General features: G+C 34.0%; 10 protein-coding genes. 9 read left to right on the forward strand and 1 reads right to left on the reverse strand.

What is annotated here, in order from left to right; translation table 11 throughout:
- Window positions 1-309: 309 nt before the first annotated feature.
- The 3 genes from LPB88_RS03420 to LPB88_RS03430 all read left to right on the forward strand — a co-directional run bounded on the left by LPB88_RS03420 (window position 310) and on the right by LPB88_RS03430 (window position 4,336).
- Window positions 310-612: a hypothetical protein gene (locus LPB88_RS03420; protein WP_230712412.1), complete on the forward strand. Its 303-nt coding sequence runs from the start codon at window positions 310-312 to the stop codon at window positions 610-612.
- 45 nt (window positions 613-657) lie between these two features.
- Window positions 658-3,099 carry a TIM-barrel domain-containing protein gene (locus LPB88_RS03425; RefSeq protein ID WP_230712414.1) on the forward strand — a complete coding sequence of 814 codons (2,442 nt, stop codon included), beginning with the start codon at window positions 658-660 and terminating at the stop codon, window positions 3,097-3,099.
- Between the two features lie 229 nt (window positions 3,100-3,328).
- Window positions 3,329-4,336, forward strand: a complete 1,008-nt coding sequence (locus LPB88_RS03430; RefSeq protein ID WP_230712417.1) for a DUF5060 domain-containing protein — start codon at window positions 3,329-3,331, stop codon at window positions 4,334-4,336.
- A 432-nt stretch (window positions 4,337-4,768) separates the two neighbouring features.
- Here LPB88_RS03430 and LPB88_RS03435 read toward each other — a convergent pair whose 3' ends face one another.
- The gene (locus tag LPB88_RS03435) at window positions 4,769-5,728 is read right to left on the reverse strand and encodes a family 43 glycosylhydrolase (protein ID WP_230712418.1); all 960 of its coding nucleotides are present in this window, start codon (window positions 5,726-5,728) and stop codon (window positions 4,769-4,771) included.
- A 498-nt stretch (window positions 5,729-6,226) separates the two neighbouring features.
- Here LPB88_RS03435 and LPB88_RS03440 point away from each other — a divergent pair, with 498 nt between their 5' ends.
- From LPB88_RS03440 to LPB88_RS03465, 6 genes are all read left to right on the forward strand, one after another.
- Window positions 6,227-8,398 carry an alpha-N-acetylglucosaminidase gene (locus LPB88_RS03440; RefSeq protein ID WP_230712422.1) on the forward strand — a complete coding sequence of 724 codons (2,172 nt, stop codon included), beginning with the start codon at window positions 6,227-6,229 and terminating at the stop codon, window positions 8,396-8,398.
- A 526-nt stretch (window positions 8,399-8,924) separates the two neighbouring features.
- Window positions 8,925-11,936: a TonB-dependent receptor gene (locus LPB88_RS03445; protein ID WP_230712426.1), complete on the forward strand. Its 3,012-nt coding sequence runs from the start codon at window positions 8,925-8,927 to the stop codon at window positions 11,934-11,936.
- 19 nt (window positions 11,937-11,955) lie between these two features.
- Window positions 11,956-13,569 (forward strand): RagB/SusD family nutrient uptake outer membrane protein, encoded by a 1,614-nt coding sequence (locus LPB88_RS03450; protein ID WP_230712429.1) that lies wholly within the window; start codon window positions 11,956-11,958, stop codon window positions 13,567-13,569.
- Between the two features lie 173 nt (window positions 13,570-13,742).
- Entirely contained in the window at window positions 13,743-16,055 is a 2,313-nt protein-coding gene (locus LPB88_RS03455; RefSeq protein WP_230712432.1) for a GH92 family glycosyl hydrolase, read from the forward strand.
- Between the two features lie 23 nt (window positions 16,056-16,078).
- Window positions 16,079-18,358, forward strand: a complete 2,280-nt coding sequence (locus tag LPB88_RS03460; protein ID WP_230712435.1) for a GH92 family glycosyl hydrolase — start codon at window positions 16,079-16,081, stop codon at window positions 18,356-18,358.
- Between the two features lie 11 nt (window positions 18,359-18,369).
- Entirely contained in the window at window positions 18,370-18,936 is a 567-nt protein-coding gene (locus LPB88_RS03465; protein ID WP_230712437.1) for a hypothetical protein, read from the forward strand.
- Window positions 18,937-19,015 lie beyond the last annotated feature (79 nt).

Genomic DNA, 19,015 nt, shown 5'->3' on the forward strand with positions numbered 1-19,015 from the left:
AAGTTTTAAGGACATTTACAGGGATAATTTTTTATTGCATGACTGAAGCTGAACACTATTTTTTAATGGAAGTCTTATTGAGATCAATTAGTTTTCTATTCTCAAATTGAATCTGGTTACAATACTACCTGAGGAGAAGAAAGTAAGCAGGATAAAAGTTTTCAGCAGCTGAAGGCAAGTTTGTAGATAAAGACATTCCTATTCTTTTAGGCGAATATGGAGCCTACAGTAGAAAAAGGGACACCCCCATGTTCCGCATAATATTTTACTTTTAAATAAAAAGATACTAACCAATAACCAATAATTCACATGAAAAAACTCTTTTTACTAAGCTGTATTTTTATTGTTTGTCAGAATGTTTCTTCACAAAATAAAGCTACAGAAGTAACATTGGTAAAAACAGAAAATAAAACTATTATCAATAAGCATATTTATGGTCATTTTGCAGAACATTTAGGCAAATGTATTTACGGAGGACTTTATGTTGGAGAAGACAGTAATATTTCGAATACAAAAGGAGTTCGTAATTATATATTTAGCCATAACTATACACGTAATAAAACAGTTAAAGCAAGGGAAAATACTTTCAGTTTCTTAATTATAATGGAATAACAGTTTTAAAAAACAAAAAAATATAAATCAATTAAATTATTATAAATGAAAAAAGTATTTATGATGTTTGTATTGCTAATGCTGTCTATAGGCACATTTGCACAGTCTTTTCAAAAGACGCCACTGGGAATAAAAACTTCTTTAAATGGTAATGATGTAGAATTACAATTTTATTCACCTTCCATCGTCAGGGTTATTAAAGTTCCTAAAGGCAAAGTATTTTTAAAAGAAAGTCTTTCAGTTGTATTGTCGCCTTCAAAAACGACATTTGAAACGCAGCAAAAAGGTAGTGTAGTCACATTAAAGTCTAATAAAATAAATGTTACGCTGGATATTACAAACGGTACCGTTGTGTTTTCTACAGTTTCTGGACAGAATCTGTTAAAAGAAAAGAGTAATGGAACAAAATTTACGCCATTTGATGATACGGGCATACCCAGTTATAATGTTTACCAGTCTTTTATTCTTGATCATGATGAGCCTATTTACGGACTTGGGCAACATCAGGGTGGAATCCTAAATCAAAGAAATCACCAATACCATCTTGAGCAGGGTAATGTAGAAGATGCCGTACCATTTTTTCAGTCTGTAAAAGGCTACGGACTTTTCTGGGATAATTATTCTCCAACAGAATTTACTGATAATGTTAATGATACTTCCTTTAAATCACAGGTTGGTGATGGTGTAGATTACTATTTTATGTATGGTGGCAGTGCTGATGGGGTAATAACTGATATGCGTGAACTTACTGGAAAGGTTCCTATGTTTCCCTTGTGGACATATGGTTTTTGGCAAAGTAAGGAACGATACAAAAGTCAGGATGAACTTGTAAGTGTCGTAAAAAAATATCGTGAATTGGGTGTGCCACTTGACGGAATTATTCAGGACTGGCAATATTGGGGCAATAATTATCTGTGGAATGCCATGGATTTTTTAAACTCCGAGTTTCCTGATGGTAAAAAAATGGTAGAGGATGTACATGCACAAAATGCACATCTGATAATTTCGATTTGGGCTTCTTTTGGTCCAAAATCTAAGCCTTATCTTGATATGGATAAAAAAGGTATGCTCTTTAATATTACCACCTGGCCGGAATCAGGTTTAGAAAAGTGGCCTCCCAATATGGATTATCCTTCCGGGGTTCGGGTATATGATGCCTACAATCCTGAAGCGCGCAATATTTACTGGAAATATGCCAACGAAGGATTATTTAGCAAAGGTATAGACGGCTGGTGGATGGATTCTACAGAACCTGACCATCTAAGTATTAAACCTGAGGATTATGATACCAAAACATTTCTGGGTTCTTTTCGTAAAGTACGTAATGCTTTCCCCTTGATGACTGTTGGAGGAGTTTACGACCACCAGCGTATGACCACATCAGACAAGCGTGTATTTATTCTTACCCGATCTGCATTTGCAGGGCAGCAGCGTTATGGTGCTAATACATGGTCCGGTGATACAGGATCCAGCTGGGAAACGCTGCAAAATCAGATACCTGCCGGATTAAATTTTTCTCTAACGGGTATACCGCATTGGAACTCTGACATTGGAGGTTTTTTTGCAGGAGCTTATAATAAAGGTAAATATCAGGGGTTTGGTGCTAAAAATCCGCAGTTTCAGGAATTGTATGTCCGTTGGATTCAGTTCGGGACTTTTAATCCAATGATGCGCTCACATGGAACAGATATTCCAAGAGAAATCTATCAGTTTGGAAAAAAAGGTGAACCTGTATTTGATGCCATTGATAAATTTATAAATCTCCGATACACATTGCTTCCTTATATCTATTCTGCTTCCTGGGATGTAAGTGCAAACCAGTCTACTTTTATGCGTGCTCTGTTTATGGATTTTGTAAACGATAAAAAAAGTTGGAATATCAATAACGAATATATGTTCGGAAAGTCTATTTTGGTAGCGCCCGTGGTAAAACCTCAATATACTTCCGAAACCTTAGTAAAAGTCAATGAACAAAGCGGATGGAACAAACAGGACGAAAAAGTTGGAGGAAATGAAATTGCGCCAGACTTTAGTGCTGAAAAATCGGCACAGGTATATCTCCCGTCTGGAACTTCGTGGTATGACTTTTGGACCAATGAAAAACTTAACGGAGGACAGGAAATTAAAAAGAAAACTACTATTGATATTATGCCGCTCTACATTAGGGAGGGAACTATACTGCCTGTAGGTCCCAAGGTTCAATATGCGACTGAAAAAAAATGGGATAACCTGGAAATACGAATATATCCTGGTGCTGATGGTGTATTTGTACTGTACGAAGATGAGCTTGATAACTACAACTATGAAAAGGGGAAATACACAGAAATAGAGTTTTTATGGAATGATACTACAAAAAAACTTACGATCGCTAATCGTAAGGGCGCTTATTCAGGAATGCTACAAAACAGAAAATTTAATATTGTATTACCTTCTGGTATAAGTAAGAGTGTCTCATATAATGGCAAAAAAATAGAAATAAAACTTTAAATAAAAAAAATAGGTATACTATAAAACGAATCTAAAAGCCTGTAAATATAGGTTTTTAGATTCGTTTTTTCTGATTTTCATTTTTCATGCTTCGCACGCAACGAAACCCTTCTATTATGCCCTTTTATTTGCCCAAATTAGAGATGAACGCCGTTTGATTTTTTTTAGTAACGCTGTAGATTTCAGCTTTTTGTTCTGGTAAGGCGTGATTTATTAAACAATAACAATTATGAATAGATCAATACTATTATTGACAGTCTCTTTATCTTTTTTGAGTACTTTGGCTCAAAATAAGGTTGAAAAATGGCGTATTTATGAGATCATATTTAATAGTGACTCAAAAGGTAATCCTTTCACTGATGTACAACTAAGTGCTAAATTTACAAATGGTGAGAATATAAAAATAGTTTCAGGTTTTTATGATGGAAATGGGATATATAAAATTCGTTTTATGCCACAAGCCACAGGTGCCTGGACTTATATCACATCAAGTAATTTAAAGTCACTTAATAATAAAAAAGGTAAATTTAAATGTTTTTCAAACACCGATAGCAATCACGGACAAGTAGTAGTGAAAGATACTTTTAATTTTGCTTACTCAGACAATAAACCATATTATCCTTTTGGTACGACCTGTTATGCATGGGTTCATCAAGGAGATAGTCTCGCCAAATCAACATTGAAAACCCTTGCTAATGGATATTTCAACAAAATGCGTATGTGTATTTTTTCTAAAGACTACGATTGGAATAAAAATGAGCCACTCTTGTATCCTTTTAAAGGAAAGTCGTTAACTGATTGGGATTACACGAAATTTAACCCTGCGTATTTTCAGAATATCGAGAAAAGGATAACGCAATTGGATTCACTTGGTATTGAAGCCGATTTAATTGTTTTTCATCCTTACGACCGTTGGGGGTTTCAAAAAATGGACAGAAAAACCGATGATTTATATATCAATTATATTATTGCCCGCTTTGCTGCCTATAAAAACGTATGGTGGAGTCTGGCTAATGAATATGATTATGTGAAATCCAAGAAGACAGACGATTGGAATCATTTTATTCAGTTATTTGCCGAAAAAGACCCATACAATCACTTGCGTTCAATACACAATGGATCTAATCTCTATGACCACGAAAACCCCTTGATCACACATGTGAGCATACAAAATGAAGACACCTATAAAGCAAAGGAATTAAGAACAAAATATAAAAAAACCAATAATTTACGATGAATGCCGGTACGAAGGAAATATTAATTGGCCGTGGGGGAATTTATCAGCTCAGGAGATGGTGAACAAATTTTGGCGTGGCGTTATAAATGGTGGCTTTGTTGGGCATGGAGTATTTTTTCCTTGTTTTTACCATACTCATAAAGTTAGTGAGTATTAATTTTTTGTCTCAAATCAGGTAATACATATTATAACTTTCCTCTGAACTTCAAGTTAGACCGCCTTAACTTTTTGTGGCAAATTTGGAGGCAACTCCAAAAAAAAACATTCCGACTTATCAAGTGAAATTAATTCAAAAGCAAAGGACGGGGTGAAATTGTTTCTATATCATTAAATGAATAGAAATTAAAATGTTAGTATATTCTAAAGAACGACTTAAAACTTTAAAAAAAATAAATCATTTTATTATGTGAAGTATTTTAATTTAGAAGAATTTTAGAATCCTGATATACCTTTTGGAATTACTTTTTTGATGTTTCCTTTGCGGTCAAAATTTAAACTGTCTATGCAAAGTTGTCTTAAAACATAATCCTTTTTTTGCGGAAATATGCGATGGTATAATATATAATCCTGACTTTTTACATTAAATACGGTATGATGTCCTGGTCCAATTGTCGTACTATCTTTTGAAGTTGTTAAAATTGGGCTGTTGACACCTTCTTTCCATGGACCAAAAGGAGTTTTACCAGTTGAATATCGTACTTTATAAGTTGCATTTGTTGCTTTTCCTTCAGAATACATTAAGTAATAAGTATTGTTTTTCTTTAACATAAAAGGAGCTTCAAAATAATTTGGCGGCGTAATATCTTGTGGAGTACCATCAAAAGTTACACCGTCATTTTTTAGCTTTACCATGAAGCATTTTCCGTTTACCCAATTCAGTCCAGAACCCCAGTACAAATAAATCTGACCATTGTCGTCTATGAAACATTCGGCATCGATCATATGATAGCCTTCAAAAAGATTTTTTTTAATTAAAGGAGAATTATCTGCTTTTGCATTCTTCCAGGGACCAAGAGGATTATCTGCAACACCTGCCCAAACTTCGCTTCCCACCGAGACATACATAAAATATTTTCCGTTTTTAGTTTTAACTACAGATGGCGCCCAGACCATTGCATCGCCGGAAGTAGCACTTGTACAAGCTATTTTTGTAGGCCAGTTGAGGTGTTTTTGATCGAATGTCTTAAAATCTTTGGTAGCTAAAACGGCCAATTCAGTACTTCCCCACGGATCTATTGTAGCATAAATATAAAAAGTATCTTTAACTCTAACAATACTTGGATCTGCAAAATAACCCTCACTTATTGGATTTGATAATAAAGATTTTACTTTTTTTTGAGCTAAAAACGGATTAGAAAATAAGAGTAAAAAGAAGAAAATTAGTGCTTTCATATACTGTTTTTTTTGATTGTTTTTGTCAAAATTATGTCTGTTATAAACGGAATAGAATTAGAATACCGGGTATTATTTGGCTTAAGAATATTTTTTTTTCAGTTTTAAAAGTACTAATAAAATCTATATTTTACTTTTTATTCTTCTAATCAATGACAAACAAAAGTCATTTTGAAAGTAAAATTTCCGTTTTATACTGTATTTGCAGGAAAGGTTAATATGTCTATGGTTTTGAATGATGCGTCCATTTGAACAGTACGTTATTTAGATACTTTTGTGTATTATAATAAGCTTGTTTTTTGTTTTTAAAATTTGATTGGGCACTTCTAAATAAGTTGAATATTAGTATTTGCTTATGATAGGAAAGTGCTCAATTGATCATTATAGAATTTAGAAAGAAGCCTGATAAAATACATTTACTAACCACAAACGAACCATTAAAATGAGTAGTAAGAACAAAAATATTAGTTGTATTAAGGAATTAAAACAGCATACAAAATGATAAAGGAGATCTTTAATAATAGAATAATAAAAAGGGTAGTTTCTATTGTTCTTTTCTTGCTCTTTGTAACAAACGGATATTGTAAAAACGAGACAGATACCCAAACCGTATCAAGAGTACTGGAAAGGCTTATTGGAAAACGAGCGAATGAGTTTGACTTTTTTATTGTTGAAAAGAAAGAGATAAATGAAGCTGATTGGTTTGAAGTAGAATCTACAGAAAATCATGTAAAAATTAAAGCGACCTCTAATACGGCGCTTTGTTATGCAACGTATAGTTTTCTAAAAGAAATAGGAGCAGTTTTAGTCAGTTGGGAAGGAAACAGAATTGATTTACCTAAAAGTTGGCCAAAGTATTCAAAAAAGGAATCAACACCATTTAAATATAGAGAATATTTAAATGCTTGTACTTTTGGTTATACCACTCCTTGGTGGGATTGGAAACGATGGGAACAAGAAATTGACTGGATGGCACTTCATGGTATTAATCTGCCAACGGCAATGGAAGGACAAGAAGCGGTTTGGCAGGAATTATGGAAAGAATATGGATTGACTCGCAGTCAATTAGAAGCTCACTTTACAGGACCAGCTTTTTTGCCATGGCAGAGAATGGGAAATATAAATAGTCTGGAGGGACCTTTGCCTCAGGAATGGATTACTAAAAAGAGTACTATTCAAAAACAAATATTGCAACGAATGAAAGCTTTGGGTATGCATCCTGTAGTACCTGCTTTTAGTGGTTACGTACCTAAAGTATTTGCGGAGCAACACCCTAATTCAAAAATAACAGAATTGAAATCCTGGTCCGGAGGAGGTTTTGAGAGTACCTATTTGTTAGATTCAAAAGATCCATTGTTTAAAGAATTAGGAAAACGTTTTATAGAAATTTATACTAAATTTTACGGACCAGCTGATTTTTATTTAGCCGATTCTTTTAACGAAATAACCCCGCCAGTTTCTAAAGATCACAAATATGAAGAACTTTCAGATTATGGCAATACAATATTCGAAACTATTAATGAGGCCTCACCCGGAGCCACCTGGGTTATGCAGGGTTGGCTTTTTGGAGATAATAAAGAATTTTGGACAAAAGAAGCAACTAAAGCATTTTTAAGTAAAGTGCCTGACGACAGAATGATAATTCAGGATTATGCAAATGACAGGTATAAAGTATGGGAAAACCAGGAAGCCTTTTACGGAAAACAATGGACTTATGGTTATGTACATAATTATGGAGGATCAAATCCGGTTTATGGAGATTTGAATTTCTACAAAAATGAATTGACGAGTTTATTAAAAAATAACAACAAAGGAAATGTTGTGGGGTACGGAGTAATGCCTGAGGGCTTAAACAATAACTCGATTGTTTACGAATACATTTATGATCTTGCGTGGACACAAGGAAAAGAACCTGTAAACGATTGGCTCCAGAAATATTTGAATGCCAGATACGGAAAAACAACAACTGTAGCTGTATTTCAAGCCTGGCAATTGCTTATTGAATCAGTATATAGCACTAAATATTGGGAAACTCGTTGGTGGAATGATAAAGCCGGAGCTTATTTGTTTTTTAAACGGCCTACATTAAAAATAACAGAGTTTAAAGGAAATCCCGGAGACAAAGAAAAACTAAAACAGGCTATAGACATTTTGAATAGAGAATCTAAAAATTTTGACAAGAAGAGTCTTTACTTTTATGATTTACTAGACGTTTCCAGACATTATTACTCACTTTGTATTGATGATTTATTGACAGAGTGCGTTAGCGCTTATCAGTTAAAAGACATCAAAAAAGGAGATGAACTATTTAAAACAATAGAAAAACAGGCTTTAGACATAGACAATATAATTTCCGGACAACCTTTAAATAATTTGAGTTATTGGCTAAAATCGGCTTGGGATTATGGAAGTTCTGCTGATGAATCAAAATTGTATTTAAAAAATGCAAAAATGTTAATAACGCTTTGGGGCGGAGAAGGTCATTTGAATGATTATGCGTCCAGATCATGGCGCGGTATGTACAAAGGATTCTATTGGCCAAGATGGAAAATGTTTTTAGAAGCACAACGAGAATCAGCAATCAATAATACTCCTTTTGATGAATTGAAAGTAACAGGATCAATAAAGCAATGGGAAATAAAATGGTGTGAAAGTAAAGAATTGCAGTAGAGCAAAGCATATATTAAATTTCGGGTAGTATCTCACTAACTGAATAAGTAAAAAACGATGAGGATTTGAAACTTCATCGTTTTTTTGTTTTAAACCTTATATGATCTTACAAAGAAAGAAGAATTATTAGCAGATGAATTCTTAAAGCAATACAAAACAATTGGAACAGTGTTATTTTATATTTAACATTAAAAGAATATCACGGATAGTCATATAAAGCAAATAAACAAGGAATGGGTAAATGCTAATCTATAATCCGAAATTAAACCTCAACAAGTTCTTAACAATATCCTAAAAAAGAGATCAGTTTTAATTTAAAATTCAAATCATATTGTTTTTAAACCACGAACTTTTTAAAATAGTGTCAGGTTTTTAGGATATAAAAACATGAAAATAATTTTTTAATGCCTTGTATTTATTGGGTTTATTCAAAAAATCCATGTTTCTGAATAACCTGTCCATTTCTTAACATTTCTTTAATATTATTTTCGCTTTACTATATTAACCAATTAACCAAATTATAATTATGGAAAAACTTAAGCTTTTATTACTAATCTTTTTTCTTAGCCTCTCAATTAACTCGTGGGCACAAAAAACAGAAATATCAGGTGTTATTTTGGATGAAAAAGGTATGCCGTTACCTGCGGCCAATGTACTTGAAAGTGGTACTTCGAACAATGTTGTAACAGATTTTGATGGAAAATTCAAAATGAACGTTTCAAACAAAAATGCTGTATTGATAGCTTCATACCTAGGTTTTGATGAACAACGTATTAAATTAGATGGCTCTAAAACGAATTACACTATTAAATTAACTTCAGGTTCTACAAATCTGGAACAAGTTGTAGTGGTAGGTTATGGAAAAGGCTCTCGTAAAAATTTAACAACCGCAGTCGCTTCTATAAAAGGAGATCAATTGAACAGAGGGGTAATTAGTGATGTTGGTCAAATGCTGCAAGGTAAAGTCTCGGGTCTTAATGTCTCAACAAGTGGAGATCCAACGAAACAATCTTCGGTAGTTTTACGTGGAGTATCGACATTAAATAGCTCGCAAGGACCATTTTATGTGGTAGATGGTATTCCGGGCGTTGATATTTCGGTTATTGCTTCAGATGATATTCTTACTATCGATGTTTTAAAAGATGCTGCTGCAACAGCCATTTATGGTAACCGTGCTGCAAATGGAGTAATTATGGTTACTACAAAAAAAGGAAGTAAAGACAGAACTCAAATTACGTATAGCAATTATTTTGGTATTGAGAATGTTTCCAGACAGCTTAACATGATGGATTCAAATCAATTAAGAGCATTCACAGCCAAGAATAATCTAAGTTTTGCTCCTGAAAATGATAAAGGAGCAAATACAGATTGGCAAAAAGCAATTCTTAGAAATTCAGGAGCACAATCAAGCAGTCATAACCTTTCGTTAAGCGGGGGTGGTGAACATGGTAATTATTTTGCAAGTGTAACAGCTGTAAACAAAGAAGGAGTTCTTTTGAGCAGTGATTTTTCAAGAATAATTGCACGTTTAGCCATTGAGCAATTTGCTTTTGATGATCACTTAAAAATTGGTATTAATGTAACGAACTCTAATAGTAAGTATACGAATGTTCCGCAGCGTAACACGGCACTTTTACAGTCGGTTAGTCATCTTCCTGTTTCTCCGGTTACAAACCCGGACGGATCTTATTTTGAAAACTTTATTCAAACCACTTATTTCAATCCCGTTGCTTTGATTAATCATGGAGATGATGATACGAAAACCAATAATTTTGTGGGTAGCATTACGGCAGAATTAAAACTTCCTTACGGATTCTCTTATAATTTAAATTTATCGTATCAACAATTAAATTCATTACACGGAGAGTTTTATGATAGTTATTATCAAAAATACAATAGTGCCACTTTCTACAATAATCCAGATCCACCTCTTACAAAACAATTAGTAAATTTTGGTGTAAACGGATCAGCATTAAGAAATTCTTACCAAAACAGTAATACCATAGTAGAGAGTTTTTTAAACTGGGATAAAACTTTTGGCAATCACAAAATTAAGGCAGTAATTGGTTATTCATGGCAGGAAGATGTTCTTGGAGACGGATTTCAGGCTACGGCGACTAATTTTCCTGTAGATAATGTGAGTTATAATAACCTTGCGTTAAGTAATTATACTTCTGTTAATGGTTATGTTGTGAATTTTGGTGACAGTAAAGCCTATCAAAAAAGACGTTTGATTTCTCAATTTGCACGTTTAAATTACAACTACAAAGACAAATACCTTTTGCAGGGAACAATTAGAAGAGACGGAGGTTCAGTATTTGGAACTAATAATCAATGGGGATACTTTCCTTCAGTAGGTGGTGCCTGGAGAATTGATAAAGAAGAATTTATGAAAAATCAAAATGTTTTTACCGATTTAAAACTTCGTGGAAGTTGGGGACAAACAGGGAACTCTTCTGGATTTAATGCTTACACATCTCAAATTATTTCGGGAAGCCTTGGAACATTCTATTATAACGGACAACAAATTGGAGCTTATGGACCAAATCAGGCGGCTAACCCGGATTTGAAATGGGAAAAAACAGCTACTGCCAATCTAGGGGTTGATTTTACCATATTAAAAGGAAGAGTATCTGGTTCTGTTGATGTATATGAAAAGAAAACAACAGATATGATTTTTAACTATGCCGTTAATCCGGTATTAGTACCAGTAGGAACAATTGTCGCCAATGGCGGAAATATGTCAAACCGCGGTGTTGAAGCTTCTTTGATTATTAATGCTATTAAAACTAAAAATTTCAGCTGGTCAACTACTTTGAACGGGTCAACAAACAAGAATGAAATAACAAAATTAAGAAACCCATTATTTATTGGAGGAGATTCAATACGCAGAGTGCAGCCAGATGGTGGAGGTCAGACAGGAAGTACATTACAAATTTTTAAAGAAGGCAAACCACTAGGACAATTCTTTACACTTCAATATGCTGGAAAAAATGCAAACGGGGTTTCTCAATACGTTGCTAAAGACGGAAGTTTAACAACTAATCCTGCGATTGGTACTGACTATCATTATGCAGGAAGTGCACAGCCTAAATTTCTGTTAGGATGGGATAATAATTTTACATACAAGAATTTTGATTTGAACATCTTTTTCAGAGGTGTATTTGGAAACAAAATTTTCAACGCTACCCGTGCAGATTTATTCAGACCGAGTACCGCAATGACAACCAATATTCTGGTAGATGCTCAAAATGAATCGCCCAATGATTTAAATGCCTATAAATATTCAACGCGTTTTATAGAAGATGGAAGTTACATTCGACTGGACAACTTGACGTTAGGTTATAATTTTGGAAAAGTGGGTAAATACATCAAAAAGATTCGTATTTACGAAACAGTAAATAATCTGTTTGTAATTACTAAATATACAGGGATTGATCCGGAAGTAGAACAAGGAGGAACTGCACCAGGTGTAGATTCAAATAACTTTTACCCAAAAACCAGAACCTTTTTGTTTGGTTTAAATGTGATATTCTAAAATTAAATTATAAAAAATTATGAAAAATATAGTAAAATATTTAGGACTCCCAATACTTATGGTTGGTTTTTTGTGGTCTTGTGACAATCTTGATGTGCCTATTACAACGCAGCTTACACCAGATGTTTTTCCTCAAAATTCAACACAATATATCCAGACAGCAGGTCCGGTGTATGCCGCTTTTCGCGGAGAATTTTCATTCTCTTACTGGTTTACACAATCGTTAAGTACAGATGAATCTATTATGCCGGCAAGAGGAGGTAACTGGTACGATAACCAGGGTTATAGAATGCTGCATTACCATGACTGGACAGCAGATAATGGTAATATTTCAAGTCTTTGGGATTGGTCATCAAAAGTGATAGGAACAAGTAATCAGGCAGTTTCTATTTTAGAAAAAACAATGCCCGAAGGTGCTGATAAAGCTACAATGATTGCAGAATTAAAAACCATGCGCGCTATCTCTTATTTTATTATGATGGACAGCTACGGAAATGTGCCATTGGATACCGTTTACGGAGATTTTTCTGCTCATCCTAAATCAGATCGAAAAGTTGTTTTCAATTTTATCGAAAGAGAATTAAAAAAAGCGCTTCCTAATTTAAATCCAGCCGCTGGAATTACAACTTACGGAAGACCAAATAAGCAAACAGCAAATGCTTTACTTGCAAAATTGTATTTGAATGCTGATGTTTATACCGGAACTCCACGTTACAATGATTGTATTGCAGCTTGCGACGGTGTTATTAATTCCGGATTGTACGCCATTGAACCAAGAACTACATATCTTCAGATGTTTTATCCCACAAACGGACCACTAATGAAAGAGTTTATTTTTGCGGTTCCTTACGATCCTTCGGCAGTGACTGTTGGGTATAATGGTCAAATGTATCATGCTCGTTATGATGTTCCGCGTTCTGAAAGAGCCAAGTTTGGTATTCCTTTTACGCCAAGTGCACCCAGAAGTACCTTGCCTGAATTCTATGCCTATTTTGATGATGTAAATGATATTCGTAACAAGCAATGGTTAACAGGTTTGCAATTTATGAATGATGGTGTTACTCCTGTAATGGTTAACACAACCAAAAAAGGATACGATCAGTTCTACACAGGATCAGACGGTAGCGCAGCTTACTCGTATCAGGTAAATTTAACACCGAATATTGTTCTTCGTCAGAACCCTGCTTTATTTGATTGTGGAAATGATGAAATTGCATGGAACATGGGATATAGAAATATTAAATTTTATCCTGATGCCACTTCAACAAGCCGTAATCAAAATAATGACGTGCCATTTTTACGTTATTCAGATGTGATCCTGATGAAAGCAGAAGCAATTCTTCGCGGAGGAAATGAAACTTTAGGACAATCAGCCTTATCATTGGTAAATATGGTTCGTGCTAACAGATCAACTTCTGCTCCTTGGAGTGGTGTAACGCTGGAAGATCTTTATAAAGAAAGAGCTCGCGAATTTGCTCAAGAAGCATGGCATAGAAATGATATGATCCGATTTGGTAAATACGAAGGACAATGGGGATTCAAAACAAATTCAGATGTCTATCGTCGTATTTTTCCAATTCCAACCAACGCTTTGGTTCTAAATCCTGCTCTAACCCAGAATGACGGATACTAGAAAAAGCAAATTGTAAATAGATTTTAATTTTAAAAAGGAGAAGAAGATTAAAATTTCTTCTCCTTTTTATCTAAAAGTTGATTTTGATTTTCAAGTCAATTTTCAACTCACGTATTTACACTTTTACATGTTAGAATAAACAAGTATATATCCCTGCCAATAAATAGAATAAAATGAAACTGGATAAAATTTATAAAATAGGACGTATCGGAATAAGTCTTTTTCTTATTTTTTTAGTGTCGTGTAAAACCGAAAAAAATACTTCTGTAAAAAAGAAGACATTAGTAGATATGGTGTATCCTTTACTTGATACCGAAAATTCAAGATGGTTTTTCTTTTCATCGGCAAGTCGTCCGTTTGGTATGGTAAATTTAAGTCCGGATACAGAAATTAATGGTGATTGGGGAGGCGGATACAAGTATAATACAGATACAATAAAAGGTTTTAGCCATATTCATGAATGGCAAATGTCTGGACTTTCTGTAATGCCTTTAACAATTTCTAAAGAAAATAAAGAAAAAATTTTCACAGATTTTTATTCTAAATTCAGTCATGAAACCGAAAAAATAACACCTGGTTATCATAGTCTAATATTAGACAGATATCAAATAACATCTGAATTAACCAGTACAAAAAGAGTAGGATTTCATAGATATACCTTTCCGAAAAACGCACAAAAAGCAATCCTTTTTAACCTAAATACAATTTTAGGTCCCTGCGATAATACAAAAGGAGTTCTGGAAAAAAATAACGATTATGAACTTTCAGGATCATTAGTCCTGAGTACTAATTTCCGACGTCCAAAACCATTAACGGTATTTTTTAAAATTAAGCTAAATGAACCCATTACTTCACTAGAACGCAATAATGCTACAGGCAATTATTTAGTAAATTTGGGTAAAACAGATAAAAAAGTATTGATGAAAGTGGGTATTTCGTATACATCTGTAGAAAATGCTTCTGTTAATATGCAAGAGGAATTACCCCATTGGGATTTTGATCAAATAGTTACCCAGTCAAAAACCGAATGGAATAATTTGTTGGGCAGAATAAAAATAGAAGGAGGAACCGAAACAGATCAAAGACGATTTTACACAGATCTTTGGCACGCTTTGCAAGGAAGAAAAATGATTAGTGATGCAAATGGCGCCTATCCTGATAACACAGGAGAAAAATTTAGAATAGGACAATTACCCCTAAAGGCAGATGGAAAATCAAAATTCAATCAATACAACTCGGACTCGTTTTGGGGAGCCCAGTGGACGATAAATACACTTTGGGGTCTTGTTTATCCGGAGATAATGGAAGAATTTGTAAATTCATTAATGCAATATTATAAAGATGGAGGCATGATTCCGCGTGGACCATCCGGAGGCAATGATACCTTTGTGATGACCGGAGCTTCGACCACACCTTTTATCGTTACAGCCATTCAAAAAGGAATAGTAAAAGATGATTTAGAATTTATTTATACAGCCCTTAAAAAAAACCATGTTTTAAATGGTATTATGGGAAAAGCAGGCTATGAACACAATACAAATAGCGGAGGAGGATTAAAATATTATTTAGAAAAAGGTTATGTACCTTATCCGCTTCCTGAAGGTGAATTTGGAAGTCATCAGGATGGTGCCAGTCAAACACTGGAATATGCTTATCAGGATTGGACTTTAGCACAGTTGGCCAAGAAATTAAATCATATAGAAGATTATAACTATTTTATGGGAAGGTCTAAAAATTATCAAAATATTTTTGACAAAACAACCGGATGGATGCGCCCTAAAAACGTAGATGGAAAATGGCTTGAAAACTTTGATCCCTATAAATATGAAAATGGTTTTATAGAATCTAATGGTGCACAGTCAACATGGTTTGTGCCTCATGATATCGATGGTTTAGTAGAGTTAATTGGCGGAAAAGAAAAAGCAGCAGCAAAATTAAATACGCAATTTGAAACGGCTCAAAAATTAAAATTTACTTCAGGAACTTCACATGATGCCGAATTACATCCTGAGTTCAGCCGTATTCCCATAAATTTTGGCAATCAGCCTTCTATACAAACATCTTATATTTTTAATGTATTAGACAGACCGGATTTAACACAGTATTGGACCAGAAATGTAGTGAAAGAAACCTTTAGTGGGTTATCTACAAATACAGGTTACAACGGAGACGAAGATCAGGGTTTAATGGGAAGTTTGAATGTATTACTAAAAATTGGGTTATTTCAAATGAATGGAGGTACAGATGAAAATCCTCAATATCAGATAGGAAGCCCTTTATTCAATAAAATCTCAATTCAGTTAAATTCAAAGTATTATAAAGGCAAAAATTTTGTTATAAATGCTCATAATAACAGTGCAGAAAATATTTATATAAACGAAATAAAATACAACAATACCGCAGTACAAAATTTTATTATTTCGCATCAAGATATTACAGACGGCGGAGAATTAAATTTAGAAATGTCTAGTGTGCCAAAGCATTAAAAATGTTTTCTAAAAAATAAAAAATGCAAATGAGAATACATAATAAGGTTATCATATTTTTAGGAATAGCATTATTTACTATTAAAAATAATGCGCAAAGTGAGCTTCATAAGTACGTAGATCCAATGATTGGTTCAGAGGGCGTTGGCAGAGTTTTTATTGGTCCTTCGTGTCCCTACGGAATGGTAAAACCAAGTCCGGACTGTACATCAAGTCCCAATAGCGGTTGGCTGCCAGTACCAAAAGAAGTTACCGGATTTAGTCAGGTTCATGTAAGCGGAACCGGAGGCGGACCTAAATACGGAAACATTCAGATTATGCCCTTTTCCGGAACTTTAGATAAATTAGATCAAACATCGTATCGAGCAGAAGAAAACGTAAAATTGGGGTATTATGAAACCATTTTCAAAGAGAATAATATTAAAACTGAAATAACAACAGGTGAAAAAGTTTCTTTTTATCGTATTACATATCCCAAAAATACCTCAAAAGAGTTAAAGATTGATCCGGGTTTTTTCTTAGGAGAAGAAGCAATACCAAACGCCAGAGAAGCCCAGCAATTTGTAGGTTCTCAAATAGAAATTGTATCCGATACCGAAGTTCGTGGCTATAGCAGAATTAGAGGCGGATGGAATAACGGTCGTGCTTATACCGTTTATTTTTGGGCAGTTTTTGATCAGCCAATTGCGAAATATGTTACTTATAAAGACGGAAAATTTTACAACAATCAGTCTTCTCAATTTGATTCAGGAAAAAAAACAGCAGCCTTACTTTCTTTCGGAAAAGACGGCAAACAGGAATTAAATATTAAAATTGGAATCTCTTTTTTAAGTGAATTAAAAGCAAAAAATAATATCGAAGCAGAAATTCCGCATTGGGATTTTAATACCGTTTTAGCTTCCCTGGAAAATAAATGGGAACAATTATTAAGCCGCATAAAACTTTCTGCGGATACATCAGATGAGTATCAAAAAATGTTTTATACCGGTTTGTATCACACCATGATTATGCCCGTAAACCGAACAGGAGAAAATCCGTTATGGACAAATGACGAACCATATTATGACGATTTTTATTGTATTTGGGATACATTTAGAAGTTCAAGTCCTTTGATTACATTAATAGATCCTAAACGTCAGGTCGAAATTGTTAATGCGTTATTAAACATTTACAAAAATGAAGGGTATTTGCCCGAAGGCCGAAGCGGTAATGATAACGGACGTACACAAGGCGGTTCTAATGCTTCTGTCGTACTTGCCGATGCTTTTGTAAAAAATCTAAAAGGGATAGATTATGAAGTGGCTTTACGAGCTATGATTAAAGATGCCACAGTGCCTCCCGGCGGAAATGAAGAGAAAGAGGGCAGAGGTGGATTAATGGAATATTTACGATTAGGCTATGTGCCGTATGGTATAGATCGCGCAGGAAACAGAACCATTGATTATTCGTATAACGATTATAATATTGCCACTTTAGCCAAAGGATTGAATCATATAGAGATATACAATCAATACATAAAACAAGCCGACAACTGGCAAAATTTATGGCGCTCTGATTATGAAAATACGGGTTCTAAAGGATTTATTATGCCAAAAGATGCAGCAGGAAATTGGCTGGATGATGTTGTTTTTGGAGAATCAAAAATTCAGAAACCAACCTTTAAATATACGCCTGTTATTATTGAATCTCCTTGGTATGTCTGCCATTGGTGCGTGTTTTTTTATGAAGGAAATTCTTGGGAGTATTCATTAAGTATTCCTCATGATGTTCCGGAGTTGGTTCGTAAATCAGGAGGAGAAGTCGCTTTTAAAAACAGACTGGATACTTTTTTTGACACCAAATTATATAACGTAGCTAACGAACCTTCTTTTTTAACGCCTTGTTTGTACCATTGGATAGGAAAACCTTATTTAAGCAGTGACAGAATCAAAGCCATTATTAAAGATAATTTCAATACCTCGCATGAAGGTTTACCCGGTAATGATGATTCAGGAGCAATGTCTTCCTGGCTGACGTTTCACATGATGGGATTGTACCCAAATGCCGGACAGCCATATTATTTATTAAATACACCCTTAATTAAAGAAACTACTTTGCAGTTACAAGAAGGTAAAATTTTTAAGATTACCATAAAAAAAGGGAGTGATAAAAACAAATATATAAAATCAGCATTATTAAACGGAAAACCATACAATAAAGCCTGGATTTTACATGATGATATTGCTAAAGGCGGCGAATTGATTTTTGAAATGGATTCAAAACCTTCGGCTTGGGGAACAACTATTTTACCACCAACAAAATAAATATACAACAGATGAAAAAGGCACTATTAATTCTTCTTTTGTTTACCATACATCAAATAGGAATAGCACAAAACTACATTCCATTGATTAAAAATAATACAGAATTAAGTTATATCTGTAAACTGCACGGGCAGACAAGAACGCTAAGGCTTACCACTAAAATGGCTGGCGATACACTGGTGTTAAATTTAGATACAAGAGGAGTAAAAAGCAGCATTCGAACGTTGCCGGAAGCATTAAAAAACGGAACAGCATTAAGTTACAATCAGGGAGAATATGCGCCGGTTTTAAACTTGAAACCAACAGAAACTTTTTTTATGATTTCGCAGTCAGCTTATCGCGATTTACTAAAAAACAACAAGTTTATTTACAACAATACAACGTATGTTTTAGATAAAAATGCCCCTAAAAATAGTGTTGAATTGGAAGGGAAATTACTAGATACTTTGCACGTGATTGCTCAAATTGATGAAACAGAAATGTGGATTATAAAAAATCCGGATTTTCCTTTAATCTGTAAAATGACTAAAAACCCATTAGGAATAAATTTTACATTAGTAAAAGTAGTCGACAAGTAATTTATTGTTATAATAAAAGGAGCAATTGGCATATAGTTTTTTATAAATAAACCTTTTATCAGGTTGAATTCGTTAAGAA

The sequence above is a fragment of the Flavobacterium sp. JAS genome (assembly GCF_020991455.1).
Taxonomy (GTDB): domain Bacteria; phylum Bacteroidota; class Bacteroidia; order Flavobacteriales; family Flavobacteriaceae; genus Flavobacterium.

What these genes read in the sequence shown, in the direction of transcription:
- LPB88_RS03435 (WP_230712418.1), bottom strand. Translation starts at nt 5,728, where the DNA reads ATGAAAGCACTAATTTTCTTCTTTTTACTCTTATTTTCTAATCCGTTT.
- LPB88_RS03450 (WP_230712429.1), top strand. Translation starts at nt 11,956, where the DNA reads ATGAAAAATATAGTAAAATATTTAGGACTCCCAATACTTATGGTTGGT.
- LPB88_RS03455 (WP_230712432.1), top strand. Translation starts at nt 13,743, where the DNA reads ATGAAACTGGATAAAATTTATAAAATAGGACGTATCGGAATAAGTCTT.
- LPB88_RS03420 (WP_230712412.1), top strand. Translation starts at nt 310, where the DNA reads ATGAAAAAACTCTTTTTACTAAGCTGTATTTTTATTGTTTGTCAGAAT.
- LPB88_RS03445 (WP_230712426.1), top strand. Translation starts at nt 8,925, where the DNA reads ATGGAAAAACTTAAGCTTTTATTACTAATCTTTTTTCTTAGCCTCTCA.
- LPB88_RS03440 (WP_230712422.1), top strand. Translation starts at nt 6,227, where the DNA reads ATGATAAAGGAGATCTTTAATAATAGAATAATAAAAAGGGTAGTTTCT.
- LPB88_RS03430 (WP_230712417.1), top strand. Translation starts at nt 3,329, where the DNA reads ATGAATAGATCAATACTATTATTGACAGTCTCTTTATCTTTTTTGAGT.
- LPB88_RS03425 (WP_230712414.1), top strand. Translation starts at nt 658, where the DNA reads ATGAAAAAAGTATTTATGATGTTTGTATTGCTAATGCTGTCTATAGGC.
- LPB88_RS03460 (WP_230712435.1), top strand. Translation starts at nt 16,079, where the DNA reads ATGCAAATGAGAATACATAATAAGGTTATCATATTTTTAGGAATAGCA.
- LPB88_RS03465 (WP_230712437.1), top strand. Translation starts at nt 18,370, where the DNA reads ATGAAAAAGGCACTATTAATTCTTCTTTTGTTTACCATACATCAAATA.